The 26,290-nt window shown below is 61.0% G+C and carries 27 protein-coding genes; 14 read left to right on the forward strand and 13 right to left on the reverse strand.

The genetic code is table 11. From position 1 onward, the window contains the following. Nucleotides 1–35 precede the first annotated feature (35 nt). The 3 genes from F8N80_RS19130 (at nt 36) to F8N80_RS19140 (ending at nt 3,050) form a co-directional block, all read left to right on the forward strand. Entirely contained in the window at nt 36–470 is a 435-nt protein-coding gene (locus F8N80_RS19130; RefSeq protein WP_150784467.1) for a GFA family protein, read from the forward strand. Between the two features lie 170 nt (nt 471–640). Continuing rightward, a complete protein-coding gene (locus F8N80_RS19135) occupies nt 641–2,146 on the forward strand; it encodes a DUF3300 domain-containing protein (protein WP_150784468.1) in 1,506 nt (501 codons plus the stop codon). Between the two features lie 13 nt (nt 2,147–2,159). Continuing rightward, nucleotides 2,160–3,050 (forward strand): DUF2950 domain-containing protein, encoded by an 891-nt coding sequence (locus F8N80_RS19140; protein ID WP_150784469.1) that lies wholly within the window; start codon nt 2,160–2,162, stop codon nt 3,048–3,050. A gap of 10 nt (nt 3,051–3,060) precedes the next feature. Here the strand turns inward: F8N80_RS19140 and F8N80_RS19145 are convergent, their stop codons facing one another. Next, nucleotides 3,061–3,276 (reverse strand): hypothetical protein, encoded by a 216-nt coding sequence (locus tag F8N80_RS19145; RefSeq protein ID WP_150749081.1) that lies wholly within the window; start codon nt 3,274–3,276, stop codon nt 3,061–3,063. A 167-nt stretch (nt 3,277–3,443) separates the two neighbouring features. Then, entirely contained in the window at nt 3,444–3,923 is a 480-nt protein-coding gene (locus tag F8N80_RS19150; protein WP_150749080.1) for a VOC family protein, read from the reverse strand. 149 nt (nt 3,924–4,072) lie between these two features. Between F8N80_RS19150 and F8N80_RS19155 the strand changes: the two genes are divergently transcribed. Continuing rightward, nucleotides 4,073–4,777, forward strand: coding sequence for a class I SAM-dependent methyltransferase (locus F8N80_RS19155; RefSeq protein ID WP_150749079.1), 705 nt, complete (start codon nt 4,073–4,075; stop codon nt 4,775–4,777). Between the two features lie 196 nt (nt 4,778–4,973). Here F8N80_RS19155 and F8N80_RS19160 read toward each other — a convergent pair whose 3' ends face one another. Then, nucleotides 4,974–5,339, reverse strand: a complete 366-nt coding sequence (locus F8N80_RS19160) for a histone-like nucleoid-structuring protein, MvaT/MvaU family (RefSeq protein ID WP_150784470.1) — start codon at nt 5,337–5,339, stop codon at nt 4,974–4,976. A gap of 120 nt (nt 5,340–5,459) precedes the next feature. Here F8N80_RS19160 and F8N80_RS19165 point away from each other — a divergent pair, with 120 nt between their 5' ends. Next, nucleotides 5,460–6,353, forward strand: coding sequence for a LysR family transcriptional regulator (locus F8N80_RS19165; protein WP_150749077.1), 894 nt, complete (start codon nt 5,460–5,462; stop codon nt 6,351–6,353). Here F8N80_RS19165 and F8N80_RS19170 read toward each other — a convergent pair. From F8N80_RS19170 to F8N80_RS19180, 3 genes are read right to left on the reverse strand one after another with little or no spacing between them, the layout of a single operon-like run. After that, a complete protein-coding gene (locus tag F8N80_RS19170; RefSeq protein WP_150784471.1) occupies nt 6,341–7,516 on the reverse strand; it encodes a (R)-mandelonitrile lyase in 1,176 nt (391 codons plus the stop codon). The two genes, F8N80_RS19165 and F8N80_RS19170, sit on opposite strands and share 13 nt — an antisense overlap. A 19-nt stretch (nt 7,517–7,535) precedes the next feature. Next, complete coding sequence (locus F8N80_RS19175) at nt 7,536–8,591, reverse strand: alpha/beta hydrolase (protein ID WP_150784472.1); 1,056 nt, start codon at nt 8,589–8,591, stop codon at nt 7,536–7,538. Between the two features lie 60 nt (nt 8,592–8,651). Then, nucleotides 8,652–9,746, reverse strand: coding sequence for an alpha/beta hydrolase (locus tag F8N80_RS19180; protein WP_150784473.1), 1,095 nt, complete (start codon nt 9,744–9,746; stop codon nt 8,652–8,654). 340 nt (nt 9,747–10,086) lie between these two features. Between F8N80_RS19180 and F8N80_RS19185 the strand changes: the two genes are divergently transcribed. Both F8N80_RS19185 and F8N80_RS19190 read left to right on the forward strand, forming a co-directional pair. Further along, nucleotides 10,087–10,389, forward strand: a complete 303-nt coding sequence (locus F8N80_RS19185) for a hypothetical protein (protein ID WP_150784474.1) — start codon at nt 10,087–10,089, stop codon at nt 10,387–10,389. Nucleotides 10,390–10,912: 523 nt separating this feature from the next. Further along, complete coding sequence (locus F8N80_RS19190) at nt 10,913–11,686, forward strand: ParA family protein (protein WP_150749072.1); 774 nt, start codon at nt 10,913–10,915, stop codon at nt 11,684–11,686. A 41-nt stretch (nt 11,687–11,727) separates the two neighbouring features. On the opposite strand, the gene F8N80_RS19195 is transcribed toward F8N80_RS19190, so the two are convergent. Together F8N80_RS19195 and F8N80_RS19200 are read right to left on the reverse strand one after the other, a co-directional pair. Continuing rightward, entirely contained in the window at nt 11,728–12,423 is a 696-nt protein-coding gene (locus F8N80_RS19195) for a tRNA (adenine(22)-N(1))-methyltransferase (RefSeq protein ID WP_318185866.1), read from the reverse strand. Between the two features lie 281 nt (nt 12,424–12,704). Then, nucleotides 12,705–13,043 (reverse strand): hypothetical protein, encoded by a 339-nt coding sequence (locus F8N80_RS19200; protein ID WP_150784476.1) that lies wholly within the window; start codon nt 13,041–13,043, stop codon nt 12,705–12,707. 198 nt (nt 13,044–13,241) lie between these two features. Between F8N80_RS19200 and F8N80_RS19205 the strand changes: the two genes are divergently transcribed. The 3 genes from F8N80_RS19205 to F8N80_RS19215 all read left to right on the forward strand — a co-directional run bounded on the left by F8N80_RS19205 (nt 13,242) and on the right by F8N80_RS19215 (nt 16,756). Further along, nucleotides 13,242–13,478, forward strand: a complete 237-nt coding sequence (locus tag F8N80_RS19205; RefSeq protein ID WP_150745737.1) for a hypothetical protein — start codon at nt 13,242–13,244, stop codon at nt 13,476–13,478. A 568-nt stretch (nt 13,479–14,046) separates the two neighbouring features. Next, nucleotides 14,047–14,400: a DUF6124 family protein gene (locus F8N80_RS19210; RefSeq protein ID WP_150784477.1), complete on the forward strand. Its 354-nt coding sequence runs from the start codon at nt 14,047–14,049 to the stop codon at nt 14,398–14,400. A gap of 229 nt (nt 14,401–14,629) precedes the next feature. Beyond that, nucleotides 14,630–16,756 (forward strand): TonB-dependent receptor family protein, encoded by a 2,127-nt coding sequence (locus F8N80_RS19215; protein ID WP_150784478.1) that lies wholly within the window; start codon nt 14,630–14,632, stop codon nt 16,754–16,756. A gap of 81 nt (nt 16,757–16,837) precedes the next feature. On the opposite strand, the gene F8N80_RS19220 is transcribed toward F8N80_RS19215, so the two are convergent. The 5 genes from F8N80_RS19220 to F8N80_RS19240 form a co-directional block, all read right to left on the reverse strand. Next, nucleotides 16,838–17,656, reverse strand: coding sequence for a helix-turn-helix transcriptional regulator (locus F8N80_RS19220; RefSeq protein ID WP_150784479.1), 819 nt, complete (start codon nt 17,654–17,656; stop codon nt 16,838–16,840). Next, nucleotides 17,653–18,978, reverse strand: coding sequence for an MFS transporter (locus F8N80_RS19225; protein ID WP_150784480.1), 1,326 nt, complete (start codon nt 18,976–18,978; stop codon nt 17,653–17,655). The genes F8N80_RS19220 and F8N80_RS19225 overlap by 4 nt, the downstream gene beginning before the upstream one ends. A gap of 41 nt (nt 18,979–19,019) precedes the next feature. Then, complete coding sequence (locus F8N80_RS19230; RefSeq protein WP_150784481.1) at nt 19,020–19,202, reverse strand: DUF2783 domain-containing protein; 183 nt, start codon at nt 19,200–19,202, stop codon at nt 19,020–19,022. Further along, the gene (locus F8N80_RS19235) at nt 19,199–20,911 is read right to left on the reverse strand and encodes an FAD-dependent monooxygenase (protein ID WP_150745733.1); all 1,713 of its coding nucleotides are present in this window, start codon (nt 20,909–20,911) and stop codon (nt 19,199–19,201) included. The genes F8N80_RS19230 and F8N80_RS19235 overlap by 4 nt, the downstream gene beginning before the upstream one ends. A gap of 123 nt (nt 20,912–21,034) precedes the next feature. Then, nucleotides 21,035–21,817: a DNA-binding transcriptional regulator gene (locus tag F8N80_RS19240; RefSeq protein ID WP_150745732.1), complete on the reverse strand. Its 783-nt coding sequence runs from the start codon at nt 21,815–21,817 to the stop codon at nt 21,035–21,037. A gap of 136 nt (nt 21,818–21,953) precedes the next feature. Between F8N80_RS19240 and F8N80_RS19245 the strand changes: the two genes are divergently transcribed. Genes F8N80_RS19245 through mhpD form a run of 4 tightly spaced genes read left to right on the forward strand, consistent with a single transcriptional unit; the run spans nt 21,954 to nt 26,269 of the window. After that, the gene (locus tag F8N80_RS19245) at nt 21,954–23,612 is read left to right on the forward strand and encodes a bifunctional 3-(3-hydroxy-phenyl)propionate/3-hydroxycinnamic acid hydroxylase (RefSeq protein ID WP_150745731.1); all 1,659 of its coding nucleotides are present in this window, start codon (nt 21,954–21,956) and stop codon (nt 23,610–23,612) included. A gap of 1 nt (nt 23,613) precedes the next feature. After that, nucleotides 23,614–24,567 (forward strand): 3-carboxyethylcatechol 2,3-dioxygenase, encoded by a 954-nt coding sequence (gene mhpB, locus F8N80_RS19250; protein ID WP_150745730.1) that lies wholly within the window; start codon nt 23,614–23,616, stop codon nt 24,565–24,567. Between the two features lie 17 nt (nt 24,568–24,584). Continuing rightward, entirely contained in the window at nt 24,585–25,448 is an 864-nt protein-coding gene (locus F8N80_RS19255; RefSeq protein WP_150745729.1) for an alpha/beta fold hydrolase, read from the forward strand. Between the two features lie 14 nt (nt 25,449–25,462). Next, complete coding sequence (gene mhpD / locus F8N80_RS19260) at nt 25,463–26,269, forward strand: 2-keto-4-pentenoate hydratase (RefSeq protein ID WP_150745728.1); 807 nt, start codon at nt 25,463–25,465, stop codon at nt 26,267–26,269. The last annotated feature ends 21 nt before the right edge of the window (nt 26,270–26,290 follow it).

The raw sequence follows: 26,290 nt of genomic DNA on the forward strand, positions 1-26,290 counted from the left end.
CAGTAGCGCCTGACCATCGAGCAAGGAGTCATGCCATGAACAATGAGCGGTCTTACCAGGGCAGTTGTTTTTGCGGCGCAGTCGAATTCACCGTCAGTGGCGAGCCGGCCGCGATGGGCTACTGCCATTGCACGTCATGCCGGCACTGGTCGGCAGGACCGGTGAATGCCTTCACCCTGTGGAAACCCGAGGCGCTGCAAGTGACTCGGGGTGCCGACAACATCGGCACCTACAACAAGACACCGCAGAGTTACCGCAAGTGGTGCAAGACGTGCGGCGGGCACCTCTTCACCGAACACCCGGGGATGGGGCTGATCGATGTGTATGCCGCGCTCATCCCGGATCTCGCGTACGCGCCAGGCGTTCACGTCCACTATCAGGAGACCGTGCTGCACATCAAGGATGGATTGCCCAAGCTGAAGGATGTTCCCAGGGAATTGGGGGGGTCGGGCATCAGCCTGGACGAATAGCGCTGGCAAGGCAGGCGTGCGGCGACGCCTGCCTTGCCTGACGACGAACAGCGGTCCGTCGAATAAATCGTTATGCCCCCGCTTTGCCCGGCTATGATTTACCCCATTCAATCCCGCCGACGGCAGTCGCTGCGACCCGTCCCGCTTTTTCTTCCCCCGGGAGAAGCGTCATGCGTGTTTGCCATTGCTTCAGCGCATTTCTGCTCGCCGTGCTGTCTTTGTCCGGCGGTTCGGACGAGGACCCGTTCTTCACCTCCAAGGCATTCGCCGCCGCCCCCGAGGCGGGTGTCGCGGGCGCTGCGCCCGCGCCCGAACCGACGGCCCCGGCCGAGACGGTCTTTGCGCCGGAGGAACTCGACCAGATGCTGGCGCCACTGGCCTTGTATCCGGATTCGTTGTTGGCCCAGGTCCTGATGGCGGCGACCTATCCAGGCGATGTCGCCGACGCCGTGGCCTGGTCCAGGGCGCATCCGGACAGCAGCGGTGACGCCGCCGTGCGTCAAGTCGCGAACGAACCCTGGGATCCGAGCGTGCAATCGCTGGTTGCCTTCCCGGCAGTGCTGGTGATGTTGGGCCAGGATCCGGCCTGGGTGCAGCGCGTGGGCGACGCCTTCCTCGCGCAGCCCAACGCCGTGATGGATTCGGTGCAACGCCTGCGTCGCCAGGCGCAAGCCGCCGGCCACCTCCAATCCAACGAACAACAGCGCGTCACCGTGCAGCCGGCCGCGCCGGCACCGGCCGCTTCGACCGTGGTAGTGCAGCAGCCTGCTGCCACGCAGACCATCATCATCGAGCCGACCCAGCCGCAGACCGTCTACGTACCGAGCTACAACCCGAGCGTGGTCTATGGCACCTGGGCCTATCCGTCCTACCCGCCGGTGTACTACCCACCGCCGCCGGGCGCCTATCTCGGCTCCGCGCTCGCCGCCGGCCTGGCCTTCGGCGCCGGCGTGGCCATCGTCGATTCGCTCTGGGGCGACTGCGACTGGGGCCGCGGCGATATCGACATCGACGTCAACCGCTACAACAACATCAACACCAACCGCCAGATCAACGCCAACCAGAACAATTGGCACCACAACTCGATCAACCGCGACGGCGTGCCATACCGCGACCGTGCCAACCGCGAACAGAGCGGCCAGCGTTTGGCCGGCAGCGAACAGCGCGACGCTTTCCGCGGCCGCGATCCGGTGCGGGCCCTTGAGCGCGAGCGCGCCAGCCAGTCGCTGGCGCAACGCGGCATCGAACCTGCGGCCACCAGCAATCGCCAGGCGCGCGAACGGGCCCAGGCCGCGAGCCGCGATCTGGGCAAGGAATCGCAATTACGTGAGCGCCCGCCAGCCAGTGCGCAAACGCGGCACAATACCCAGGCCAATGCGCCGCAGCGCGAGCAGGCGCAAGCCAGTGCACAGGCGCGCCAGAAGTCTCAGGCCGCTGCGCAGAAGCGCCAAAGCGCGCCAGACAATCCAAAGGTCCGCCAGCAAGCGCGTCAGCAGCAGGCCAGAACACAGGGACCGCGCAACAACGCCTTTGCCGGCGCCAGCAACCCTTCGCAGTCGCGAATGCAAGCCAACCGCGGCCAGGCCAGTCACGTTTCCGCCAGTCGGCCAAGCATTGAGCGCGGCAGCGGTCATACTGTACAACGCCCCTCCCGGGGGGGTGGCCATCGGCGCTGACAGGAGATTCGCCATGAAGGCTGCACTGCGTATTTTCCCTGTTACGCTGCTGGCGGTCCTGGCCCAGGACGTGCGTGCGCAGCAGGCCTTTGCCAGTCCGGATGCCGCCGCCGAGGCCCTGGTCGCCGCGCTCGGCACTCAACAGGCCGATCCCGTGCGCCTTGCGGCCTTGCTCGGCACCGACTGGCGCGCCTATATCCCGCTCCAGGGCATCGACCGCGAGGACGTCGATGCCTTCCTCGCCCGCTATCGTGAAAAACACAGCACCCAGCCCGACGGGCGAGGCAAGGTGCATCTGGTGGTCGGCACCGACCCCTGGCTGTTGCCGCTGCCGATCATGCAGGGCAAGCACGGTTGGGCTTTCAACGCCAAGGCCGGCGGCGAGGAGATCCGTGAGCGGCGCATCGGTCGCAACGAACTCGCCACCGTGCAATCGGTAATGGCCTACTACGATGCTCAGCTGGACTACGCCGCGGTCGACCGCAACGGCGACGGCGTGCTGGAATATGCGCAAAAGTTCATCAGCAGCAATGGCAAGCACGATGGCCTGTACTGGGCCGAAGAGCCCGGTGACGACGAAAGTCCGCTCGGCCCGTTGTTCGGCGATGCCAAACCCGGCGACGACTGGCACGGCTATCAGTACCGTATCCTCGACGCACAGGGGCCATCAGCGCCGGGCGGCGCTTACCACTATAAGCTCGGCAACAACATGAGCCGCGGCTTCGCCCTGATCGCCTGGCCGGCGAAGTACGGCGACAGCGGCGTGATGAGCTTCATGATCAGCCACGAGGGCCAGGTGTTCGAGAAAGACCAGGGCCCGGGCAGCGCGAAACTGGCAACGGCCATGCGCCGCTTCGATCCGGATAGCAGTTGGAGTGAAGTCGATGAGCAACCGGGGCTTTGAGCGCGGCCGATCACGCGAATTTGACGGCACCGCCCTGGATGTCCTGTCGAGCCGATCGCAAGTCACAGGCATCTTGATTGAGCTGGTGAATCAGGTTGAGCAACCGCTGGCGCAACAGCTCGTCTTTCAGTTGCTCAGCTGCACGCATGACATCCAGCGCCGCGCTCTCATTGTTGGTGGCGACGGAGTCGAGCAGTTTACGCATGCTCCTTGATGGCCGATTCATCTGTAGCCTCCCTGGTTTCGATAGACGCGAATCATAGGGCGCGAATGTTTCGGCAATGTTTCAGTCCCAGGTGTCGACTGTGGCCCGGCGACCGACTTGAGAAATCAGCCGATCAACGAACGCTGTCGGCAGCCATGGGCGATGCTGCCAACCTGCGGCAGCGCTGATCAACCCTTTATAGCCGCTTCGATCGCAGCGATGTCGATCTTGCCCATCTGCATCATGGCGTCGAATGCGCGCTTGGCCACTGCCTGATCAGGGTGGGTGACCGCGCTCGTCAGAACGCGTGGCGAGATCTGCCACGACAGTCCCCACTTGTCCTTGCACCAGCCGCAAGCACTTTCCTGGCCGCCGTTTCCGACAATCGCGTTCCACAAGCGGTCCGTTTCGGCCTGGTCATCGGTCGCCACCTGGAACGAGAACGCTTCGTTATGCTTGAACGCGGGGCCCCCGTTGAGTCCGAGACAAGGGATGCCCATCACCGTGAACTCGACCGTCAGCACATCGCCCTGCTTGCCTGCCGGATAGTCGCCGGGCGCGTGATGGACAGCGCCCACCGCGCTGTCCGGGAAGGTCTCGGCGTAGAACGTCGCCGCGTCCAACGCAGTGCCGTCGTACCAGAGACAAATCGTATTCTTGCTCAGCATCTTGGTGCTCCAGATTCGGGACTCAGACATGCAGTCTAGCAGCGAAGCCAACGGGTACTACTTCGGCCGGCCATGACCGAGGGCAGGTTCGCGCTCCCGGCATTTGTCCTATCCTTTCATCCAATCACCCAACCACCCCGGACATCAGAATGCCCGCCCCCGAATCCACCCTCCTCCAAAGCTGGCACCACAATGCCCCGCTCTGGATCGAAGCCGTCCGCACCGGCACCATCGAAAGCCGCCTCAAGGTCACCGACCAGGCCATCCTGCTGGCGGTGCTGGGTCGCCAGCCCGAACGGGTACTCGACCTGGGCTGCGGCGAGGGCTGGCTGCTGCGTGCGCTGGCGGAGCGGGCCATCGAGGCGATCGGTGTGGATGGCGATGCGACGCTGGTCGAGGCGGCGCGAGCAGCAGGCTCTTCGCAGGTGCATTTGGCGAGCTATGAAGCGTTGGTGGCGTCGAAGGTGGACATCGGCAGCGACTACGACCTGATCTGCGCCAACTTCGCCCTGCTGCACCAGGACATAATCCCTTTGCTGGCTGCCATGAACGCTCTGCTCGCCCCTGGCGGCGCGCTGGTGATCCAGACGCTGCATCCGTGGACCGCGGCGGCGGGCGACTATCAGGACGGTTGGCGGGAAGAGGCCTTCGCCGGCTTCAAGGGGCAGTGGCAACCCATGCCGTGGTACTTGCGCACCTTGTCCAGTTGGCTCAATGCGCTGGATATGGCCGGTTTTCGGTTGGCCGGCCTGCAGGAACCGCAGCACCCGCAGAGCCCTGTGCCACAGTCGTTGCTGCTGGTGGCCGAGCAACGCCTCGAATTCAAGCTGTCCACTCAGCAAAAAGGGCCCTGAGGGCTAATGTCAGTCAGTTAAGCTGCAGAACCTGTGGGAGCGGGCTTGCTCGCGAAAGCGGTGGATCAGGCGACATCAATGTTGACTGTGCCGCCGTCTTCGCGAGCAAGTCGGAACGCCGCATCGCCGCTCCCACAGGGATTTCGCTTAACTGACTGGCATTGGCCCTGAGGGCCCTTTTGAACTTAATTCAAAATCACTGGGCCAACCAGGATTCGACTGTGTCGGAGCCGTATTTCGCTTTCCACTCTTTCAATATCTTGTGATTGCCACCCTTGGTTTCCACGACTTCGCCAGACTCCGGGTTTGTATAGATTTTCACTTGGCGAGGCTTGCGGCTGCTGACTTTCTGTTCAGTAGCCGATGCACGGCGCCCTGTCTGTGGATCAAGGAGGTTGATCACGTCTTTGAGGCTGTAACTGTATTCGGCAAGCAAATCACGCAGCTTCTTTTCGAAGGCAATTTCCTGCTTCAGGCCAGCGTCTCCCTTGAGCGCTTCCAGTGCCTGGAGCTGTTCGGCCAGGTGTTTTTCCAGTTGACGAAATTCAGCGAGCTTGGACATGGGATCTCTCTATGTGATTAGTCTGCTAACGGTACACCAAAAACCTGCCGAGTAGGTTGTACCGGACGATCAATCGCACCGATGGCATACTCGCAAACTGTTTATAACAGGGGCGTATAAATGACCGTCGAAAGCTACGACCAACTCGCAATCTTCTCGGCCGTGGCCCAAGAGCGCAGTTTCACCCGCGCCGCCGCCAGGCTCGGCATGTCTCAACCGGCCTTGAGCCGGGCGATGCGACAGCTGGAGGAGCGGTTGGGAGTCAGATTGCTTGCCCGCACGACTCGCAGCGTCTCCCCCACCGAAGCCGGCGAACATCTGCTGCGGGTGATCGCCCCAAGGTTTGAAGAAATCGACAGTGAACTGGCTTTGCTCAGCGAGTTCCGCGACAGACCGGCCGGCAAATTGCGCATCACCGCAGGTGAGCATTCGGCGATCACCCTCCTGCATCCGGTGCTCGCGAAACTGCTGCCCGACAATCCCGATCTCAACATTGAAATCATCGTCGACTATGGCTTCACCGACATCGTGGCTGAAGGCTTCGACGCCGGCGTCCGACTCGGCCAGCAGGTGGCCAAGGACATGATCGCGATGCGCATTGGCCCTGACATGCGCATGGCAGTGGTGGGCTCCCCGGCGTATTTCGCCCGCCATCCGAAGCCGATCATTCCGAGTGACCTCATGGAGCACAACTGCATCACCCTGCGCATGCCGACTTATGGCGGTCTCTACCTCTGGGAGTTCGAGAAAGGCGGGCAAGAACTGAAAGTGCGGGTCGAAGGCCAGCTGGTATTCAACAACATCGCCATGCGCCTGGAAGCAGCCCTCCAAGGCTTGGGATTGGCCTACATGCCGGAGGATCTGGTGCAGGAACTTGTGGCCCAGGGGCAATTGATTCGCGTGCTTGAAGATTGGTGTGAATCGTTCTCTGGCTACCACCTCTATTATCCGAGCCGGCGCCAGAGTTCACCAGCCTTCACTTTACTGCGCGAAACCCTGCGCTATTTGGGTTGATTGGCCTGCACCGCGTCCAACGCTTCGCCAGCGCGCTGGGCCGCAGCAACATCGCCTTGGTCGGTCAGCAATTGGATCAGTTGACGCAACTGCGCAACGGTCAGACCGACCCGCAGACTCGCCGCCATGTGCGAGCGCAGTTGCGGCTCGACACCGGGTGTGACGGCCAATGCTGCGACGGTGGCCAGCTCGCGACTTTGCCAGTCCAGGTTGTCACGCTCAAAGATGTCGCCGAACAGGTGCGTCTGCAAGTACTGATTGATGACCGGGACGAAGTCGAACAACGGGCCCTGGACGGGTGCGCCGGCAATGCGCGTCTGGTTGGCCTTGCCCGCCGCCAGCAGCTCGTCGCCGGTGGGAATGACACGACCGGGTTCGCGTCCGGGATCGTCCTGAACACCCCGTTGCTTGCGTGCCTCGACCACTTTCATCAGCCCGCCAAGTGCGTTGAGACTGCGTGGAAAACCACTGTAGGCGTAGAGCTGCACAAGCGTCTCCTTCGCCTCGCTGACGGTCAGCCCCGCATCCAGTCCTTGATTCAACGCAGCATTGAGCGCAGACATGTTGCTTGTGGCCATGGCGGCTGCAATCAACGGGATGGCCTGCTGTCTGGCGGACAGCGTTTGCGATACGGGTGGTGCCGCGGGCATGGCGTGTGGCGTCGTCGTGCCCCGGGCGCTGTATTGCTCGTCGGTCACTTTCTCCAGCCATTCCACGCTCTTGCCATTCACCGAACCCGTCACGGCCAGGTGCGTCATGGCGCTCGCCGGTGCGGCGCCATGCCAGTGCTTGACGCCCGGTGGGCAGACGATCACATCACCCGGGCGGATTTCCTGCATTGGCTTGCCCCATTCCTGAACCAGGCCCACGCCGGACGTCACCACCAACCGCTGTCCTGCGGGGTGGGTATGCCAGGCCGAGCGCGCACCCGGTTCGAAGCTGACGTAAGCGCCGGAGGCATTGATCTGGTCCGTGGCGGGAAACAACGGATCGACGCGTACCCGCCCGGTGAAATAATCCGCCGGTCCCGCCACCGAAGCCTGAGTGCCCGCGCGGCTGATCTGTTGTTCGGCCCGACGAGCGTCACTGGCATTGTCTGCACCAGCGGCGTCGGCAAAGGGGGCGGCGGCGCATACGGCGATGCCTATCAAGGTGTTTTTCATCAGGATGTATCCCTTCAAGTCAGAGCGTTCTGGCGTAAAACGCGGTCAACTGGTCCATGGCGACATCCACATACGCAGGCACCCAGTAGGTGTCGATGTGGGTCGCGCCATCGATGGTGAACAGCTTTTTGTCCTGGGTACCGGTGGCCTTGGCAAAGGCTTGTTGCGACATGTACAGGCTGTCGGCCTTACTGCCTGCAATCATCAGCAACGGCTTGTCGATCAGCTCGATCTGATCCGTGGCATCGAAGCTCATCAGGTCCATCAGGCTGCTCTGGGTGTAACGGAAGGTCGAGTTGGGGTGCGCGTGCGTCTTGCCGTAGTACTCGAAGCCCTGTCGATACAGATCAAACGGCAGCTTGGCGATCTGTTCATCGGTCAGCTTGGCATCGCCGACGTAGCGAACTTCCCCACCCGCCGCTTCCTGGGCGCGGGCCGCCGACGCCTGCTGCAAGCGTTCCTGAATCGTCGACAGCTGCGAATCCTGGTAGCCATTACGGCGAACCAGCCCGGAGTTGAACATGCTCAAGGTCGCAATCGACTGGAAGCGTTTATCGGTTTGCGCCGCCGCCAATGAATAACCGCCACCGCCGCAGATACCCAGCAAGCCCAGACGCTTGCTGTCGACGCCGGGATAGCCGGCAATGAAGTCCGCCATGCCATGGATGTCTTCGATGCGATGCGCCGGTTTGTCCACATTGCGCGGCTCACCACCACTGGCCCCTTGATACGCCGCATCCGCCGTGATCGTGATGTAGCCCTGATCAGCCAGACGCTGGGCATACAAGCCCGCGACCTGCTCCTTCACCCCACCATTGGGGTGGGCCACGACGACGACCGGGTATTTTTTCGCCGTATCATAGTTCGCCGGGGTATAAACGTTGGCGGCAATGTCCAGGCCATCAAGTTTGTAGGTGACCGGATGGATATTGACCTTACCCGATTCGTTCTTGGTCAGCGCGCCACCGTAGGTCAAAGTGAATGGGTTCTGCTTGTAGTCCGCAGCCTCGGCTTCGACGCCCGACATCCCGATCATGGCGGCCATCAACGTGGCCTTCAGCGTGGTTCGCATCATAGGAATACTCCTGACATTTCAAGTGTGTGAGAGGGATGGCTGATAGGGCCATGCTCTAGGTCAATCCATATTTTTTTCAGCGAGAAACTGCGAAACCAGATCAGCGATCTCGACGTTGTTCATGTCCGAAAACGGGAAATGGCTATTGCCCTTGATACCGATCTCCGGCAGGTGAACGAGCGTGACGTCACCGCCATGGCGATTCACCGTATCGCGCCACAGGCGTGCCATCTCGAGCCGCGCGCGCCAACTGTCCTGGGCCGGTAATCGAACCGGTTGGTCGGGGATGTTGTCGCCGTAGAAAATGACGATGGGAATGCGGGTCAGTGCTTTGAACCGTTCCGCCGATACGGCTTGACCTGAGAGCGTGTCGAACGCGCTGGCAATCGGCGCGGGTACCTCCCCTTCTGGAAACACGAAACTGCTGCCCGGTTCGAACGCCACGATGGCTCGCACATTTGGGCTTTTGATCGCCGTCAGCCAACCCGGGCCGCCGCCCTGAGAATGGGTGAACAAGATGGCCGGTCCGGTCTTTTCCAACAGAGCGGCAACGCCATTGGATACGACGTCAATGTCGTAAGGCCCGGTGTTGGGCGTCATCGACCGGTAGAATTGCTCCAGCGCCGCCTGCCCGCGCGGAAATTGACTGCCCTCGAAGTGCTCGGGCCACAGTCCAATGCGGAACTGGTTGAACCACAGCTGCTCGTCGGACACAGGTTTGATCGTCGCTTCAACCAGGCTGCGTCCCGCACCACCACGGCGTGGCTGATCGATCAGATACGTGGAGAATCCTCGGCGCAGGAAAATGTTCTGGAACCCTTCACGGCCGTCGGCCGTCGTCTCCCAGGACTTCGCGGACTGCCCCGCGCCATGCAGCATGAGAATCGGCAGCGGACGAGCATCGACAGGAACCTGATAGAACGCATACAAATGGTCGCCGTGATAGGTCTGGCCATCGGGCATCATCGGCTTGTAGGGATCGAAGTTTCCCGGCTGGGTGATCAATCCACCACCGGCAATGAGGCTGCCCTGATCCTTGATGATCAGCGGGGCGTGATCGTCAGCGCTGACGAATGCACTCGCGCCTAGTGCAAAACAAAGACTGCCGGCCTTTACAGCGGCGGACATGCATTGACGGATGAAGCACTGAATCATGGCTTGCTCTCGATTTGATATCGCAGAGAAGCAAATTACCTTTGAACGATTAATCGATAAACCCGCCCAATCACATAGCACTAATAGCAGATTCACATAAATTCAATTAGTAAAACGAACAGTTCGCCCCATGCTGAAGTGATGCCATTCCTGATGGCACAAGCTGTTACACATCCACCGTGCTAGCCGGCATTCTGCGGCTAGGCTCAAAGCTATGAATTGGTGAAGCTTCGTCATGTCGAGGAGGATTTTTCAGGTTGATTTTCGCGCAAGCATAGCCAGCCGACCGGAAAGCCCTACCGACGGCACATCATTTTTTGGGTACAAGGATGGAAAACCCATGAGCACCCCACTCCGCATCAACGAAGCCCTTTTGATCGTTGGCGACGCATTCGAACCTTTTCAATGCGTCGTCTGGTCACCGCAAGACGGTAATGGCGAACTGAGCCTGACCGTCATCGACCGGGCCAGCACTCGTATTGGCCGCAAACAGATTCCAAGGAGTACCTATTCCGATCCGGCGCAGCTGGAAAGCCTGCTGGAAGAGGCGCGCGCCGAGTTGCGCCAGGAGGGCTACAAGCTGCAACCCTGGACAATGCCAGAGCAAGCATTCTCCCGGATCGCTGCCGGTGAGAGTGCGTAATCAAGGGCTCAGAGCGGCAGATCGAAACAACCACCGTCGCACAATGGATCGAACAGCATCTGCTCTGACCAGGCAGCGTTGCAGAGGTCAGTCCGGTTCGTAAAATCGCAACGCAACATTGATATGACGGCGCCGCCTCTGAACAGGTTTGCGGAACGGAACCGGGAGCCAAGGTGTCATTTGTTCAGGCACCCTGGTGTCGTACATCCTGCTGAGATAGAGAGGTCGATTTTATGAACAACATCATCTACATCGTTGGGGCAGTGGTGATCGTCCTGGTTATCCTGTCGTTCGTCGGTCTTGTATAGGCTGCCAGCCAAGACCCGGTCTGCTGCCTGAACGCCGAAGCTGCAGACCTGTTGCAACCAACACTCCCCCGTCCAAACCGGGCACTTCACCTTGCCTGCCATTTTTCGCGCCGATTAAACAGACTGTCTTAAAACTGAAACCTAATGGTCATATATTGCAATCAACCGCTTTCATAACCCTGGCTCCAGGCCTCTTTCACGGATGAACTGCCCTCATGCGTCGCGTTGTCTTCAATCAAAAAGGTGGTGTCGGCAAATCCAGCATCGCCTGCAATCTTGCCGCTGTCAGTGCGGCGCAAGGCTACCGGACGTTGCTGGTTGATCTCGATCCTCAAGCGAATTCGACCCACTACCTCACGGGGCTGCTCAAAGACGACATTCCAACGGGTATTGCCGACTTCTTCAGACAGACACTGTCTGGGGGCTTTGCCAGCAGAAAGTGTCGAGTGGCCATAACCGAGACTGCTTACGAGAACCTCCATCTGGTGACCGCCAGCCCTGATCTTCTGGATCTGCAGTCAAAGCTTGAGAGCAAGTTCAAGATCAACAAGCTGCGCAGGTTGCTGGTGGAGCTTTCCGAAGATTACGAGCGTATCTATATCGACACCCCTCCTTCCCTGAATTTTTTCACCTTCAGCGCCCTGGTCGCAGCTGATCGATTGCTGATCCCCTATGATTGCGACAGCTTTTCCCGGCAGGCTTTGAATAGCGTCATCGCTCAAGTAGAAGATCTGCGCATGGATCACAATGAATCGCTGACGGTCGAGGGGGTGGTGGTCAATCAATTTGTCGCACACACCGGCTTACACCAGACGCTCGTAGACCAAATGCTCGCAGAGGGTCTTCCTGTGCTACCGGTTTATCTAAGTAGCTCAGTTAAAATGCGCCAGTCCCACCAAGCCTCTGTCCCCCTGATCCATTTGGCACCGCGCCATAAGCTTTCGATGGAATTTGTCGATTTGCTGGATGCACTGGAGCGAGCAGCTTAAGTTGGTTTTCGGGGATTTTTCGTACAAACCCCAGATCGGGCTCAGGCCAGCAGCTCGGTGATCCACCGGGCCTGCCGGGCGATTTCCTGCACCTTCTGCTCGGGCACGGCTTGCCGCGCCCGGGCGAAGTGGCTCAGGGTCTGCTGCTTGTGGCGCAGTATGCGCTGCCACTTGAGCAGGAACGCCGGGGTACGTGCCTGCATCTGCAGCGGGCCGAAGTACAACTCTTCAGCGCTGTACATCACCGGCCCGGCGCGCTCGGCGACGATGATTTCGTAGTAGAAGCGGTTTTCCCGCAGCACTTCCTCGCAGAGGATGCGGTAGTCATTGTCCATCAGCCATTGGCGCAGTGGCTGCTCGCCGCCGTTGGGCTGCAGGATCAGGCGTTCCTGGCCGCTCAGGCGCGCCTTGCCGCTGTCGAGGATGTCGCGAATCGTCTCGCCGCCCATGCCGCAGATGCTGATCGCCGAGATCCCGTCTCCCGGTTCGATCGCCGCCAGGCCACTGGCCAGGCGCACGGTGATCCGCTGATGCAGGTCGTTCTCGCGCACGGTGCGCTCGGCCGAGCGGAACGGCGTCAAGGCCACCTCGCCGGCCACCGCCGCCGCGATGGCGCCACGGCGCATCAACGCCACCGGCAGGTAGCCGTGATCCGAGCCGATATCCGCCAGGCGCGCACCGGCTGGCACATGCGCCGCCACGCGCTCCAGGCGCATGGACAATGTCTGTTCGTTCAACTGCAGTTCCTTTTCACCACCCATTAATCGTAGAACGGCTCAACCGACGTGCGACTGCCGACAAAAAAACTGTCGGCAACCAGGGGATCGGTTGCATCCACGACTCCTGATTGTTTTCTTATCGGGATAAGCGAGCCGGCAAGCTTACGTTTGAATGGCGGGGAAGTCATTGATGACGTGCTTGCGAAAAAAAGCCCCGCATCCGAATGGGGTGCGGGGCAAAAAATTGGTTGGTTGCGGCCAACCAAAGGAGCTCTATGGAAAGCGTTTAAGGGCCGGGGTCAGATGCATTCCTCTGCGGCGCGCTGAAAACTCGAAGGCAGGAAGTTCGCGGCCAGAAAATGCCGCTCGTAGACAAACACCTTACCGCCGCTCCCGGCCTTATAGGCTTCCAGCACGTTGTCCGCCGAGACTTTGCTCGGCACCACGATCCGGTAGCTGCGCTGTGTCTGCAACACAGTCGGGTGCAACGCACTGCCCTGCAATTTGGGAACGACGCAGTCGGCGTATTGGGCTGGGGTCTTGCTGGTCTGCAAGGTCAGGGTCGGATCGTTCGGCGCGGAGGCACAACCGGCGATCAACAAGACAAAGGCCATGGCAGGCACAAATAAAGGGCGCATCGGTCTTATCCTGAAAATAAATGTCTTCATCACGCAAATTTTTCAGCCGCGTGTTCGATGGAGGCGATTTTCCAACTATTGTCGACAAAGCAGAACTTGTGTTTCTTGATGGTCACTATTACCTCTAGCAATAGTTGCGCGCCGAGCAGGCGGATGCACACTCAATAACAACAAGACACGCTTGATGAGGATCTTCCCTTGAGAACTTTTGACCTGATCCGCGACGCCGTGTTACCCGATTTCCGAGACCGAGTGGCCGAGTACCTGATCGAGTACGAAACCGTCCTGTTGTGCGAAAACGCGCCCGACCCGGAGCTTGCGCGGGCCACCGCCAATCAGTTGCGCGGTTATTTGCGCGGGTTGAACACCATGCGGGTATTGGGCATGGCGGATTGGGAGGAGCTGGATCGGCGGGTGGTGAACACATGGCTTTAGCACCGGCCGAGTGCAAAAGTCAGTCGTGCGGAAACGTTCGCTCACTAAACTAAACGCACCCGACAGGCGTAATGCCAGTCAGTTAAGCGAAATCCCTGTGGGAGCGGGCTTGCTCGCGAAGACGGCGGCCCAGTCAATATTGATGTCGCCTGACACACCGCTTTCGCGAGCAAGCCCGCTCCCACAGGTTCCGCGTCTTAACTGACTGGCATTACCCGACAGGCGCGTGTTTAAGCGCCCTACAGATAACTTCCTGAAAGCTACAAGACCTTGCGCCGTTGCCTACGGTTACGCCAGAATCCGCCGGCTTGTGCGCCTTGGGGCCGCCCGGTAACTTGATTCGGGTCACTGCCCATCAGTGATCGGGTTTAGTCGCCCGTGGTTTCACGAAGCGCATTTGCATCCAGACAGTCAGGTCATTTCATGCCTGCACTTCATGGTAGCTGTGCGCAGGGCGCCTTCGGGCGCGCCGGTTTCGTGTCTCCCCGGTCGACTAACCTGCGTACAGCTGCCACCCCTTGTTTAGTCGCAAGTCGGTGGCGGCTCCACATTTTTGGAGCACGAAAATATGTTCAAGGTCACACCCAACCCGCCAGACACCGATCACCCGGACGAACCCGATCCAAACACACTCAACGATACCGCCAAACGCGCCCTCGACTTCCACTTCCCCTCGACTGCCGACATCAAAGCCACCCCGCGTACTCCCAGCACCCTGTTTACCGTCAACTCAGAGGCCACGACCGAAACCTTGGTGGTTTATCTGGTCGAAACGCTGGCCTCGGTCGATGTGATGGTCCATCACCTGGTGGATCATCTGGACGGCGGATCGCGCAATGCCTTGTTGGGCATTTCCAACAGCATCATGCTGGCCGAAATCACGGCGAACCGAGTGCTGGATCAGATCGATCCGCACGCGTAGGCGCCAGGCAGCGGTCCCTTATTGGGGCCGCATTTAAGTAAAGACGCATGACTGGGCAGCAGCCGGAGGCAGGCTCCACCAGCCGCTGCAGATCGGGGCAGTTTTGGGCGATAGAGCCTCCTGGCGATGACATTACCGGATCAAAAAACAAAATTGCCATGTGCTCCCTTCGTTCTTCTCTACGTCGCAGTTCTTCACTGCCCGTTCCTGTCCGTCTGGAGTTCCCTCGATGCCCTCGCCCAAATCCTTGCCCGCTGCACTGCTGGGGCTGGCCCTTGCCTGTCCGGTCATGGCCGAGACCCAAGGCCTGGAGCTGGGACAAGTGCTGATCGGCGCTGAGGACTTGAGCGGCGAAGACGCGTCGGTCGAAGACGCCAAGGCCCGACTGGCCCAAGTGCCCGGCGGCACCAATGTGGTCGACCTGCGCCGCCCACTGCAGGGTCGGGTGGCCAGCAACCAGGATGTGCTGGCTTATCAACCGGGGGTCTATGCCCAGTCTGCGGGCAACGAAGGGGTCAAGATCTCTATCCGCGGATCGGGGATCAACCGCGCGCCGGGGGCCCATGCCTCGGGTGTGTACGCCATGCTCGACGGCCTGCCGCTGACCGGCCCGGGTGGCACGCCCTATGAATTGCTGGAACCGCTGTGGCTCGACCACGTGGAAGTGCTGCGCGGCGCCAACGGTTTCGACAGAGGCGCCCTGGCCCTGGGCGGGGCCATCGATTACATCAGCCACACCGGCTACGACGCACCGCTGTTGCAGGTGCGCTACGCCATGGGCAGCCGCGGTTATCAGCAGCGCCAGGTCAGCTCCGGGCAGGTGCTGGGCGACTTCGATTATTACGTGGCGATGACCGATGCGCGCTCCGATGGCTATCAGGACCACACCGCCAGTGACAGTCAGGGCGTCATCGCCAACTTCGGTTATCGCTTCAACCCGAACCTGGAAACGCGCTTGTACCTGCGCTATCGCCAGACCGACAACGACCTCGCCGGCCGCGTGACCAAGCACTCCATCGAGCACGACCCACGGGCAGCCAACCCCGCCTACGTCTCGCGGGACGACAGCCGTGAGCAACCGGGCAGCACCTTCATCGGCAACAAGACCACCTACTACATCGACGACGATTCGAGCCTCCAGGCCGGCCTTGTCTACCACGACTATCCCATGGACTTGCGCGAGGGACCCAACCGCTTGAAGGTCGCCTACACGGATGTCAGCGGCACATTCGACTATAAGCGTCGCGACACCCTCTGGGGCCTGGAAAGCCATAGCACCCTGGGACTGCGAGTGACCAAGCACTTGCCGAATGCCGGCGCCAGCGAGCTGGTGCGCATCCCCACCGGCAACACCGCCGGCTACGCGCCGGGCACGCACATTCGCAACTTCACTTACCAGGGTTCGGACACCGTTCTGCATGTGGGCAATGATCTGGAGATCGCCGACGACCTATGGTTGACCACCGGCCTCGCCGCCCTCTATACCCGCCGTGAAAGCGCAGTGACCTACCCGCCAGGCGGTGGCAAGACCAGCCTGAACGACTGGGACTACGCCCCGCGCCTGGGCCTGCGCTACCAACTGACTCCTGACCTGCAGCTGTTCGGCAATCTCAGCCGCTCGGTCGAAGCGCCACACCCCTGGTCGCTGATCTACAGCTCCAACGTTCGATTCCCGGCAGGCAGCGGCGTCGCCACGGGCGCCCAGCGCGATCCGATCAAGTTGCAAAACCAGACCGCGACCACCCTCGAAATCGGCGGCCGCGGCGACAGCACGCTGGGGCAATGGAGCCTGGCCTGGTACTACGCCCAGGTGCGCCACGAATTGCTCTCGGTGTTGCCGGATGCCAACGCCACCACGCCCTACGAACTCAACGCCAGCCCCACTGTGCACCAGGGCGTGGAAGCCAGCCTGCAGAGCAACCTGTGGTCGCGGGACGACGGCGGCCAACTGAGCCTGCGCCAGAGCTATACCTTCAGCGATTTCCACTACCGCGACGACGAGCGCTTCGGCGACAACCGCCTGCCGGGCCTGCCGATGCACTATTACCAGGGCGAACTGCGCTATGACTGGCCCCAGGGCTTCTTCGCCGCGCTCAATACCCAGTGGGTGTCCAAGGTGGCGGTTGATTACGCCAACAGCTACTACGCCGATCCCTACGCACTGTTCGGCGCCACCCTGGGCTACAACGCGCCCAAGGGCGACTGGCAGACCTGGCTGGACCTGCGCAACCTGACTGACAAGCACTACGCCGCCACCGTCACTCCGGGCTACGACGACAATGGACTGGACGCGGCACGATCGACACCGGGTGAGGGTCTGGCGGCGTATGTCGGCGTGTCGTGGAGCCTGCGCTGAGGCTTTATTGGCTGATGCCCGCCTTGACCAGGGAGTTGAAGGGTGCATTAGGGCCGCAATCCCGCCTTGATCACCGCGTGCTCAGGACCAACGACCTCTCACTACCAGCCCCAGCAATTCTCGATGTCCGCTGACTCCCACCTTTCGATAAAGCCGCTTGATGTAGGTAGCGGCGCTTGAGCGCTGGATGCCCATCAAGGGCGCAATGTCTTCCGCCCCCAGCCCACTGAGCAGATGCCTGAGCAGTTCACGGTCCCGACGAGTCAGTTCAGGATAGAGTCGCTCAACGCGTTGACTCAGCAAAGACGGCATCTGGTTGGCTTCGATATAGGCGCGATAGTGCAATCGCGTGACTTGAATCAGCAACGGCGCCACCGACTCGATAAATTCGATTTCGCGCTGGTTGAAGTTGCCGTGCTCACGACCTCGATAGAAGTTGATCGACAGCCAGCCCCCGCCTTCCTCCTGATGATTGAGCAAGGCCATGCGTTGGGAGATTTGCGGTTGTTCGTAGCAGACTCGCCGATAGTCACGATGGGTGATGTCTTCGACTGACTGAAGCTGGGCCAGGATTCGTGCACCACCGTATTTCGCCTTGTGACCGAGCATCGCCTGGCGGTTGCCGTCCAGGCTGTGAAAACGCTCGACGTAATCCCGGGAAATACGCGATATCTGCACCAGCCTGGCCTGGTCGGAACACGACAACACCTGCGGTTCCTGGCCCTCGGGGTAAGCGAAAATAGTACATTGAGCCAGCGGCATCACACCCCGCACCAACGTCAATAACTCTGCCGCCAGCCAGGTCCGGCAGTCCTCGCCGACCCGAGCCAACAGGTGGGCGATTTGCCCCGTCGTCAGTGGGACCTGGTTGTATACGGTGGTGAGCGGCCAGTGGTTCATTCAGGGATCAGTTCGCGCGAAGAAGGTTGACGTTCGTGGGGCAGCGAGCGCACCAGCATGGCAGCCACCAGTAACAGCAGCGCCGCGTACAGACAACCGGCGGTATAGGTATGGGTCAGGTCTTTGAGCCAGCCGACCACCAAGGGGTTAAGGGCCGACCCCAGATTACCCACTGCGTTGATCACCGCGATGCCCACTGCCCGGGCTTGAAAACTCAACGAGCGATCCGGCAGGGTCCAGAAAATCGACATGGCCGTGTAGGAACCCGTCGCCGCCATGCAGACCCCGGCCAGCTGCACGATCGGCTCGCTCGACAGGGCCGTGCAGCACCAGCCCGCTGCGGCCATCAGCATCGGCAGCGCCAGGTGCCAACGCCGCTCCTGGGTCAGGTCCGAGTGTCGGCCCCAGAGGATCATGCCCACAATGGTGCATATTTGCGGAATTGCCGACAACAATCCGACCAGCGTATTGCTTTGACCCACGCTGAAGCTCTTGATGATCAACGGCGTCCAGACCGCGATCATCGCCAGGGTGTTGACCAGGCAAAAGTACACCAGGCAGAACAGAATCACCGCTGGCGACAGCAATTCACGTCCCCAGTGAGCGTGAGGGGAAGGTGCCTGGCGGTCCCGCTCCATCAACTCGGCCAGCTGCAGTTTCTCATCGTCGCTCAGCCAGCGTGCCTGGCGCGGCTTATCGTCCAGATAACCGTACACCACCAGGCCGAGTACGACGCTGGGCAATCCTTCGAGTAGAAACAGCCATTGCCAGCCTGCCAGTCCCCAGTGGCCATCCAGCCCCAAAATGGCGCCGGACAAGACCGAACCGAAGCCCGCGGTAAACGGCATGGCAATCATGAACAGCGCATTGGCCCGCGCCCGATACGCCGCCGGAAACCAGAACGTCATATACAACAGCACACCCGGCAGAAACCCTGCCTCGGTGATACCTACCAATGCACGCAACCAATAAAGGCTGGCCGCGTCATGCGCAAACAGCGTTGCGGTCGACGCCACGCCCCAGGCAATCATCAGGCTGCCGATCCAGCGACGGGCGCCGAGTTTCGCCAACACCATGTTGCTGGGGATGCCGCACGCGATGTAGGCCAGGTAGAAAATCGTGGTTGCCATGCCGAACTGGGTACTGCTCAAGCCCAGGTCGTCCATCATCGTCAGCCCGGCAAAGCCGATATTGATACGGTCCAGAAATGAAAAAACGAAGCAGATGAAGAGAAACCACAGCAGGCGTTTCGAGACTTTGGCGATGACCGGCGGATGAGCGCCGGCCTCCTCGCCAGGGGTCACAGCAGGACGGGATGGCATAGGGTGATCCTGTTTTTGTAATTATTGGCTGACGCAAGGTTTTACAGGTCCTGCACGGCGCACTCGATCAGTGCGTCGAAGCGCTCGGCATCGTTGAGTGCCTCGGCCGCCAGCAACGCCAGTTTGACCAGGAACAACTCACTGTCGTGACCCGTACGGTCGATCGCCTCGGCGAGCCGATCGTAGGCGCGCTCGAGGTCTGCCACGTTCATCGACTGACTCATGATTGGTAACTCCCGTTGTGGCCCAGGGCCTGGTTTAATCCATGGCGCAAACGCTCGGCATCCAGATTCAACCAGCGAGCGCAAACGTGCTGGTCCGGGCGCGCCAGATAGGCCGCGCCTGCGTGCTGCACGCCATAACGCGTGCTGAACAGAAGGTCGGGATCGGCCAGGGTCAGGTCGGCGTGTTGCACCTGACTGACGCCATTCATGGCGATCGCTATTACTTGGATCGGCAGTCCCTGACGGCGCAGGGCCTGGACTTGGGCATCGATGTCGGCATCGAGTACCGCCGCGTCAGTGAAGCAAATCAAATGGTAGGCGGGCGCCAGCTCGTCGAACAAATAGTGCTGCTCGGCCAGACGTACATTGAGCAACGGCGCACCGTTGCGCGGCCCGCCGGTGAACAACAGGTTATCGTCGTCCACTGCGTTGAGTCGCGAATCGGCGTAGTCGTGAGCCCTTGAGGTGCGCCAGTGATACAGCGGGCGCACGAACTCCCGGGTCAGCGACAGCGACAGTACCGCATCGCGCAACAGTCGATAGCCGCGACTGGGCGGCGCCATGAACCGCGTGCTCTTGCCGGCCTCTTCAATGATTTCCCGAGCGGCCTTGACCCGTTCGTCACTGTAAGAAGCCAACAGTCCGGCACCGGCCAGGCCTTTGATGTGCAGGGCCAGTTTCCAGCCCAGGTCGTGGCAATCCTGGAACCCGGTATTGGCGCCGCGCACGCCGAAAATCGGTAACAGATGCGCCGCGTCCCCGGCAAAAATCACTCGGTCATTAATGTACTGCGCCAGGGTCAGCGCCCGGGCCGAATACACTGAACTCCAATCCAGCTCCCATTCAGGGTTCTCGACATTGAGCATCGCCAGTTGCGCATTGATGCGCTCACGCAAGGAGTCGGGGTGCAGCGCCTGCTCGGGGGTTTCGTCCACGGGCAACTGGTAATCGATGCGCCAGATATCGCCAGGCTCGCGGTGCATCAACACGGTGTTGCCGGGGTTCCAGGAGGGATCGAAAAACGCCAGGCGTTCGGTCGGCAGATCGAGCTTGATGCGGATGTCGGCAATCACGAACCGCCCTTCATAGGACGCGCCTTCAAGCTTGAGGCCCAGCATCGAACGCAGTCCGGAGCGGGCACCATCAGCGGCCACCACCCAATCGGCCTCCAGGGAATAGACATCGCCCGGGGTATCGACTTGCAACACGGCTCGGTCGACGCCTTGCTCGATATCGATGACCTTGTTGCCCCAGCGCAATTCGATCAGCGGCTGTGCCTGGGCGGCCTCCACCAGATGTTGCTCGAGGTACTGCTGTTGCAAATTGGTCATCGGCGCAAAACGATCGTGCTCGTCGACCGGTGCTTCCATGCGAAATACCCGCTGGCCGCGGTAGTAGGAATTGCCGAATCGCCAGGGCAGGCCCTGCTCGGTCACGGCCTCGGACACTCCCACTTGCTGGAATATTTCCATGGAACGGCGGGTGAAAACAATCGCGCGGCTGCCTTCACAGACTTGCTGCTCCGCCGCCAGGACGGTGCTTCTGACACCGTAGCGCGCCAGTTCAAGCGCCAGCGTCAGGCCAATGGGCCCTGCGCCCACAATCACCACGGGCGAGCGATTGACGCTACCTGGGGATGGCACGAAAGCAGGGTAAACCTGATAGGGAAAATACAGTGAACGATGGGGTACGACTTGAGGCTGATGCATGGTCCGGCGGCTCCCGGTTTATTGTTATCGGGGACAGGTCTTGTCTCGGGCCACTCTAAATCCAAGCGCTCAGGTGGATGTCCCCCGCAGGGGACATCTTGCTGGTGCCCGCAACCCTACCGCTCAAGTATCGCCCAATTGCGCCTGAATCTTTTGCACGACGCCCTGCATCGCCGGTAAATATCGGCGAGCGGCTTCCTCAATGGGCATTGCCTTGGCGATATAGACCAGATTCAGGCAGCCCATCACCTGCTCCTCATGCATGACCGGGATCGCAATGGCGGCGATCTTGCGCTCCTCTCCCCAATGCGCATTATTTTCGCCATATCCCTTGCCGAGCGTGTGCTCCACCAGCCGGTCGACGAATCGGCGGTCCGCGGCAAATGCCGATTGTTCGTCTTCGCGACTGACCATCAACTCAATCAACTCTTCGCGCTCCGCCGGTCGGCAGTACGCAAAATAGGCACGCCCGGTCGCAGTCATCAGCAAGGGCAAGCGGCGGCCCACCATGGATCGGTGAAACGACAGGCGACTGAAACGATGGGTGGTCTCACGAATGACCATCGCATCGCCATCCAGCGTGCACAGGTCGGTGGGCCAGACGACTTCCTGCAGCAACTCGCCGAGCAAGGGGGCGGCGATCGAGGAGATCCATTGCTCGTCGCGAAACCCTTCACTGAGTTCGCGAACTTTCAAGGTCAGTCGATAGCTGTCATCCGACTCGCTACGCCGTACATAACCTTCAGCCTGCAAGGTTTCCAGCAGCCTGCGCACGGTGGTGCGGTGCAGCCCGCTTTGCTCAGCCAGTTGCGCGGTGCTGGCACCGCCGTCGAAGCGGTTCAAGCCATTGATCAATGCCAGACCTCGCATCAGGCCACGCACGGCTTTGTATTCGGTCTCGCCCATGGCTTGATCCTTTTTTTTGTTGTAAATCAATCATGTGCACTCAGTGCACACTAACAAGGGTTGTCGTTGTCGACCAGCCCCGTGATTTCCATACTGCGCCCAACAAGAAATCCAAAAGCGCTGTACGGAGATACCCATGAGTCCTGCTCCCACTCCTTCCACATTGGACCTGACCACCGACGTCGCCATCGTTGGTGCCGGCCCGGTCGGTTTGATGATCGCCAATTACCTGGGCCAATGTGGTGTGAACGTCACCTTGGTGGAAAAACTCGACAGCCTGATCGACTACCCCCGCGCCATCGGCCTGGATGACGAAAGCCTGCGTACCTTCCAGGCCGTTGGCCTGGCCGACAATGTACTGCCGCACACCACCCCTTGGCATGCCATGCGTTTCCTGACGCCCAAGGGTCGCTGCTTTGCCGATATTCAGCCCAAGACCGACGAGTTCGGCTGGTCGCGGCGCAACGCATTCATTCAACCCTTGGCCGACCGGGTACTGTTCGAAGGCCTGCAGCGTTTCAACACCGTCAAGGTGCTGTTCAGCCGTGAGCTCGACAGTTTTGAACAAAGCGACAGCGCCGTGGTGCTCAACCTCAAGGATCAGCATGGCCGTAGCGAACGCCTGCACGCCCGCTACCTGATTGGTTGCGACGGTGGCAACAGCCTGGTGCGGCGCAGCCTGGACATCAGTTTCGAAGGCAAGACCGCGCCCAATCAGTGGATCGTGGTCGACATTGCCAACGATCCGCTGGCCACGCCCCATGTTTATCTGTGTTGCGACCCCGTGCGTCCTTACGTGTCCGCCGCCCTGCCCCATGGCGTGCGTCGCTTCGAGTTCATGGTGATGCCCGGCGAAACAGAGGCCGAGCTGAGCCAGCCCGAGAACATGCGCAAGCTGCTGGCCAAGGTGTTGCCAAACCCGGACCACATCGAGCTGATCCGCAGCCGCGTCTATACCCATAACGCTCGCCTGGCCGGCCGGTTCCGTCAGGGCCGGGTGCTGCTGGCCGGCGATGCCGCGCATATCATGCCGGTGTGGCAAGGCCAGGGGTACAACAGCGGCATGCGCGATGCCTCGAACCTGGCGTGGAAACTGTCGCTGGTGATCAAGGGGCTGGCGGCCGACAGTCTGCTCGACAGCTACGAACAGGAGCGCCGCGACCACGCCAAGGCGATGATCAATCTTTCCGTGCTCGCCGGCCACGTGTTGGCACCGCCGAAACGCTGGCAAGGCACCCTGCGCGATGGTGTGTCGTGGCTGCTCAACTACCTGCCGCCGGTCAAACGCTACTTCGTGGAAATGCGCTTCAAACCGATGCCGCAATACACCCGGGGCGCCTTGATCGTGCCGAGTGAAAAGGGCTCGCCGGTCGGCAAGATGTTCATTCAGCCGAAGGTGCTGACTGACGCCGGCACCACGGTGTTGCTGGATGAAGTGATCGGCGAAAACTTTGCGATTATCGCCTGGGGCTGCGATCCGACCTGGGGCCTGACAACGGCGCAAATGACCCAATGGAAAGCCCTGGGCACACGCTTTATTCAAGTGTTGCCGGACGTCCAGCTCAGAGCACCGAGTGACGCCGGCCCCGACGTGATCCGCGTCGGCGACAGCACCGGTCGCCTCAAGGAATGGTTCGCCCGCGGCACTTCGTCCATCGCCCTGGTGCGTCCAGACCGCTTCCTCGCCGCACTGGCCATCCCCCAAACCGTTGGCCAGGCCTGCGATGAATTGGCCCGGGCGCTCAAAGCCCTGCCGCAAGCCGCTGCGAAAGCTGTTGTCAGCAAGGTGGCTTGAGATGAGCGCCTATCTGCATTGCTTGTCTCACACGCCACTGGTGGGCTACGTCGACCCAGAGCCCCACGTGCTGGCCGAGGTCGATGCCATGATCAGCGATGCCCGTGAACGCATCGCCCGCTTCGACCCGGAGCTGATCGTGCTGTTCGGCCCGGACCATTACAACGGTTTTTTCTACGACGTGATGCCGGCCTTTTGCATCGGCATGGCGGCCGACGCCATCGGCGATTTCGACACCGCCGCCGGTCCCCTGGACGTGCCTAAAGCGCTGGCCGAATCCTGCGCCCAGGCTGTGTTGGATGCCGGTGTCGATGCCGCTGTGTCTTATCGCATGCAGGTCGACCATGCGTTCGCACAACCGCTGGAGCTGTTGCTCGGCGGCTTGCAGGGCTGCCCGGTGATCCCGGTGTTCATCAACTCCGTGGCCGTGCCCCTGCCCGGCTTCAAACGCGCACGACTGCTGGGTGAAGCGATTGGCCAATGGGCAAAATCGCTGAATAAACGCGTGCTGTTTCTGGCCTCCGGCGGCTTGTCCCATCAGCCACCCGTACCGGAACTCGCCAAGGTCGATGCGCGCATGGCCGATCGGCTGATGGGCAGCGGTCGTCAATTGCCGGCTAATGAGCGACAGGCGCGCCAGGAACGAGTCATCCAGGCCGCTCGGGATTTCGTTGAAGACCAACGCAGTCTGCACCCGCTTAATCCGGTATGGGACCAGCAGTTTCTCGACACCCTTGAACAGGGCCGCCTGAGCGACCTCGATGCGCTGGGCAATGACGAGCTGTCGGCCTTGGCCGGCAAGTCGACCCACGAAGTGAAAACCTGGGTCGCCGCCTTCGCCGCGCTGTCGGCCTTCGGCCCGTACCAGACCGAAGGCCGCTACTACCGTCCGATTCCCGAATGGATCGCAGGCTTCGGCGCCCTTGGCGCGCAGCCGCTGAACAACCACCATTGAATTCAAGGAATATTGCCATGACCGCCACTGCATTCACCGAAGCCTCCACCAGCCGTTTTGCCCGTATCAAGGAAGGCGACCTGGATCTGCAACTGCACTACAACGACATTGGCCAAGGTGAAGAAACCGTGGTCATGCTGCACGGCTCCGGCCCGGGTGCCAGCGGCTGGGCCAACTTCCATCGCAATATCGAGCCGCTGTTGAATGCCGGTTACCGCGTGATCCTGATGGATTGCCCAGGCTGGAGCAAAAGCGACACGATCGTCAGCGAAGGCTCGCGCTCGAACCTCAACGCTCAAGCGCTCAAGGGCCTGCTCGATGTGCTGGACCTGGACCGCGTACACATCATCGGCAACTCGATGGGTGCCCACAGCACCGTCGCCTTCGCCCTGGAATATCCTGAGCGGATCGGCAAACTGATCCTGATGGGCGGCGGTACCGGCGGCCCAAGCGCGTTTGTTCCCCAGCCCACTGAAGGCATCAAGCTGATCGGCGCGCTGTACCGCGAGCCGACCATCGAGAACCTGAAGAAGATGATGAACGTCTTCGTTTTCGATGCCAGCGGCCTGACCGAAGAATTGTTCCAGACCCGCCTGGACAACATCCTGGCGCGCCGCGATCACCTGGAAAACTTCGTCAAGAGCAGCACCCTCAATCCCAAGCAGTTCCCCGATTTCAGCCACCGCCTGCACGAAATCACCGCCGACACCCTGCTGGTCTGGGGCCGCGAAGACCGCTTCGTGCCCATGGACACTGGCTTGCGCCTGCTGGCCGGCCTGCCCAAGGCGCAGCTGCACGTGTTCAACCGTTGCGGCCACTGGGCGCAGTGGGAACACGCCGAGAAGTTCAACCGCATGGTCCTGGACTTCCTGACCCACTGATCACCGAGGCTGACATGAAGCTGACTCAAGACACACTGCAACAGCTCGCCGCCGACCTGCGCCAGGCCGAAGCCCATGGCGAAGCCATCGGGCCGCTGCGCGAGCAGATCGGTGAAGACAACGCCGCAGCCGCGTACACCATCCAGCGCCTCAACGTCGACCACGGCGTGGCCAACGGGCGCCGCGTGGTTGGCCGCAAAATCGGCCTGACCAATCCCAAGGTGCAGCAGCAACTGGGCGTCGATCAGCCGGACTTCGGCACGCTGTTTGCCGACATGTGCTACGGCGATAACGAAACCGTGCCCGTGGGTCGCGTATTGCAGCCCAAGATCGAAGCCGAAATCGCCTTGATCCTCGAGCGCGATCTGCCCCGCACCGACACCAGCTTTGCTGAGGTGATGGCGGCCACCGGCTGGGTCCTCCCGGCGCTGGAAGTCGTTGGCAGCCGAGTACAGAACTGGAACATCCGCTTCGTCGATACCGTGGCGGACAACGCCTCCAGCGGCTGCTTCGTGCTCGGTGGCCCGGCTCGACGCATCGAGGGCCTGGACCTGCGCCAGGCCAGCATGCGCATGACCCGCAACGGCGAAGAAGTGTCCAGCGGCAGCGGCGCCGAATGCCTCGGTCATCCGCTCAACGCGGCCGTCTGGCTGGCCCGGACCATGGCTCGCCTCGGCGATCCGCTGCGGGCGGGCGACATCATTCTGACCGGCGCACTCGGGCCGATGGTGGCGGTGGCCGGTGGTGATCGTTTCGAAGCTGAAATTGAAGGCATCGGCCGTGTCGGTGTGGATTTCTCGGTAGACAGTAGCGCCGAGTGATCGGCGACTTGCGTGCACATG

Source organism: Pseudomonas fluorescens, assembly GCF_902497995.1.
Classification (GTDB): Bacteria; Pseudomonadota; Gammaproteobacteria; order Pseudomonadales; family Pseudomonadaceae; genus Aquipseudomonas; species Aquipseudomonas fluorescens_BK.

Bases quoted from the DNA above. Each gene is read 5' to 3' on its own strand.
- F8N80_RS19235 (WP_150745733.1), bottom strand. From the start codon at position 20,911: ATGCATCAGCCTCAAGTCGTACCCCATCGTTCACTGTATTTTCCCTAT.
- F8N80_RS19145 (WP_150749081.1), bottom strand. From the start codon at position 3,276: ATGAATCGGCCATCAAGGAGCATGCGTAAACTGCTCGACTCCGTCGCC.
- F8N80_RS19185 (WP_150784474.1), top strand. From the start codon at position 10,087: ATGAGCACCCCACTCCGCATCAACGAAGCCCTTTTGATCGTTGGCGAC.
- F8N80_RS19170 (WP_150784471.1), bottom strand. From the start codon at position 7,516: ATGAAAAACACCTTGATAGGCATCGCCGTATGCGCCGCCGCCCCCTTT.
- F8N80_RS19165 (WP_150749077.1), top strand. From the start codon at position 5,460: ATGACCGTCGAAAGCTACGACCAACTCGCAATCTTCTCGGCCGTGGCC.
- F8N80_RS19155 (WP_150749079.1), top strand. From the start codon at position 4,073: ATGCCCGCCCCCGAATCCACCCTCCTCCAAAGCTGGCACCACAATGCC.
- mhpB (WP_150745730.1), top strand. From the start codon at position 23,614: ATGAGCGCCTATCTGCATTGCTTGTCTCACACGCCACTGGTGGGCTAC.
- F8N80_RS19180 (WP_150784473.1), bottom strand. From the start codon at position 9,746: ATGATTCAGTGCTTCATCCGTCAATGCATGTCCGCCGCTGTAAAGGCC.
- F8N80_RS19200 (WP_150784476.1), bottom strand. From the start codon at position 13,043: ATGCGCCCTTTATTTGTGCCTGCCATGGCCTTTGTCTTGTTGATCGCC.
- F8N80_RS19215 (WP_150784478.1), top strand. From the start codon at position 14,630: ATGCCCTCGCCCAAATCCTTGCCCGCTGCACTGCTGGGGCTGGCCCTT.
- F8N80_RS19230 (WP_150784481.1), bottom strand. From the start codon at position 19,202: ATGAGTCAGTCGATGAACGTGGCAGACCTCGAGCGCGCCTACGATCGG.
- F8N80_RS19135 (WP_150784468.1), top strand. From the start codon at position 641: ATGCGTGTTTGCCATTGCTTCAGCGCATTTCTGCTCGCCGTGCTGTCT.
- F8N80_RS19160 (WP_150784470.1), bottom strand. From the start codon at position 5,339: ATGTCCAAGCTCGCTGAATTTCGTCAACTGGAAAAACACCTGGCCGAA.
- F8N80_RS19210 (WP_150784477.1), top strand. From the start codon at position 14,047: ATGTTCAAGGTCACACCCAACCCGCCAGACACCGATCACCCGGACGAA.
- F8N80_RS19175 (WP_150784472.1), bottom strand. From the start codon at position 8,591: ATGATGCGAACCACGCTGAAGGCCACGTTGATGGCCGCCATGATCGGG.
- mhpD (WP_150745728.1), top strand. From the start codon at position 25,463: ATGAAGCTGACTCAAGACACACTGCAACAGCTCGCCGCCGACCTGCGC.
- F8N80_RS19225 (WP_150784480.1), bottom strand. From the start codon at position 18,978: ATGCCATCCCGTCCTGCTGTGACCCCTGGCGAGGAGGCCGGCGCTCAT.
- F8N80_RS19190 (WP_150749072.1), top strand. From the start codon at position 10,913: ATGCGTCGCGTTGTCTTCAATCAAAAAGGTGGTGTCGGCAAATCCAGC.
- F8N80_RS19140 (WP_150784469.1), top strand. From the start codon at position 2,160: ATGAAGGCTGCACTGCGTATTTTCCCTGTTACGCTGCTGGCGGTCCTG.
- F8N80_RS19255 (WP_150745729.1), top strand. From the start codon at position 24,585: ATGACCGCCACTGCATTCACCGAAGCCTCCACCAGCCGTTTTGCCCGT.
- F8N80_RS19130 (WP_150784467.1), top strand. From the start codon at position 36: ATGAACAATGAGCGGTCTTACCAGGGCAGTTGTTTTTGCGGCGCAGTC.
- F8N80_RS19240 (WP_150745732.1), bottom strand. From the start codon at position 21,817: ATGGGCGAGACCGAATACAAAGCCGTGCGTGGCCTGATGCGAGGTCTG.
- F8N80_RS19245 (WP_150745731.1), top strand. From the start codon at position 21,954: ATGAGTCCTGCTCCCACTCCTTCCACATTGGACCTGACCACCGACGTC.
- F8N80_RS19220 (WP_150784479.1), bottom strand. From the start codon at position 17,656: ATGAACCACTGGCCGCTCACCACCGTATACAACCAGGTCCCACTGACG.
- F8N80_RS19150 (WP_150749080.1), bottom strand. From the start codon at position 3,923: ATGCTGAGCAAGAATACGATTTGTCTCTGGTACGACGGCACTGCGTTG.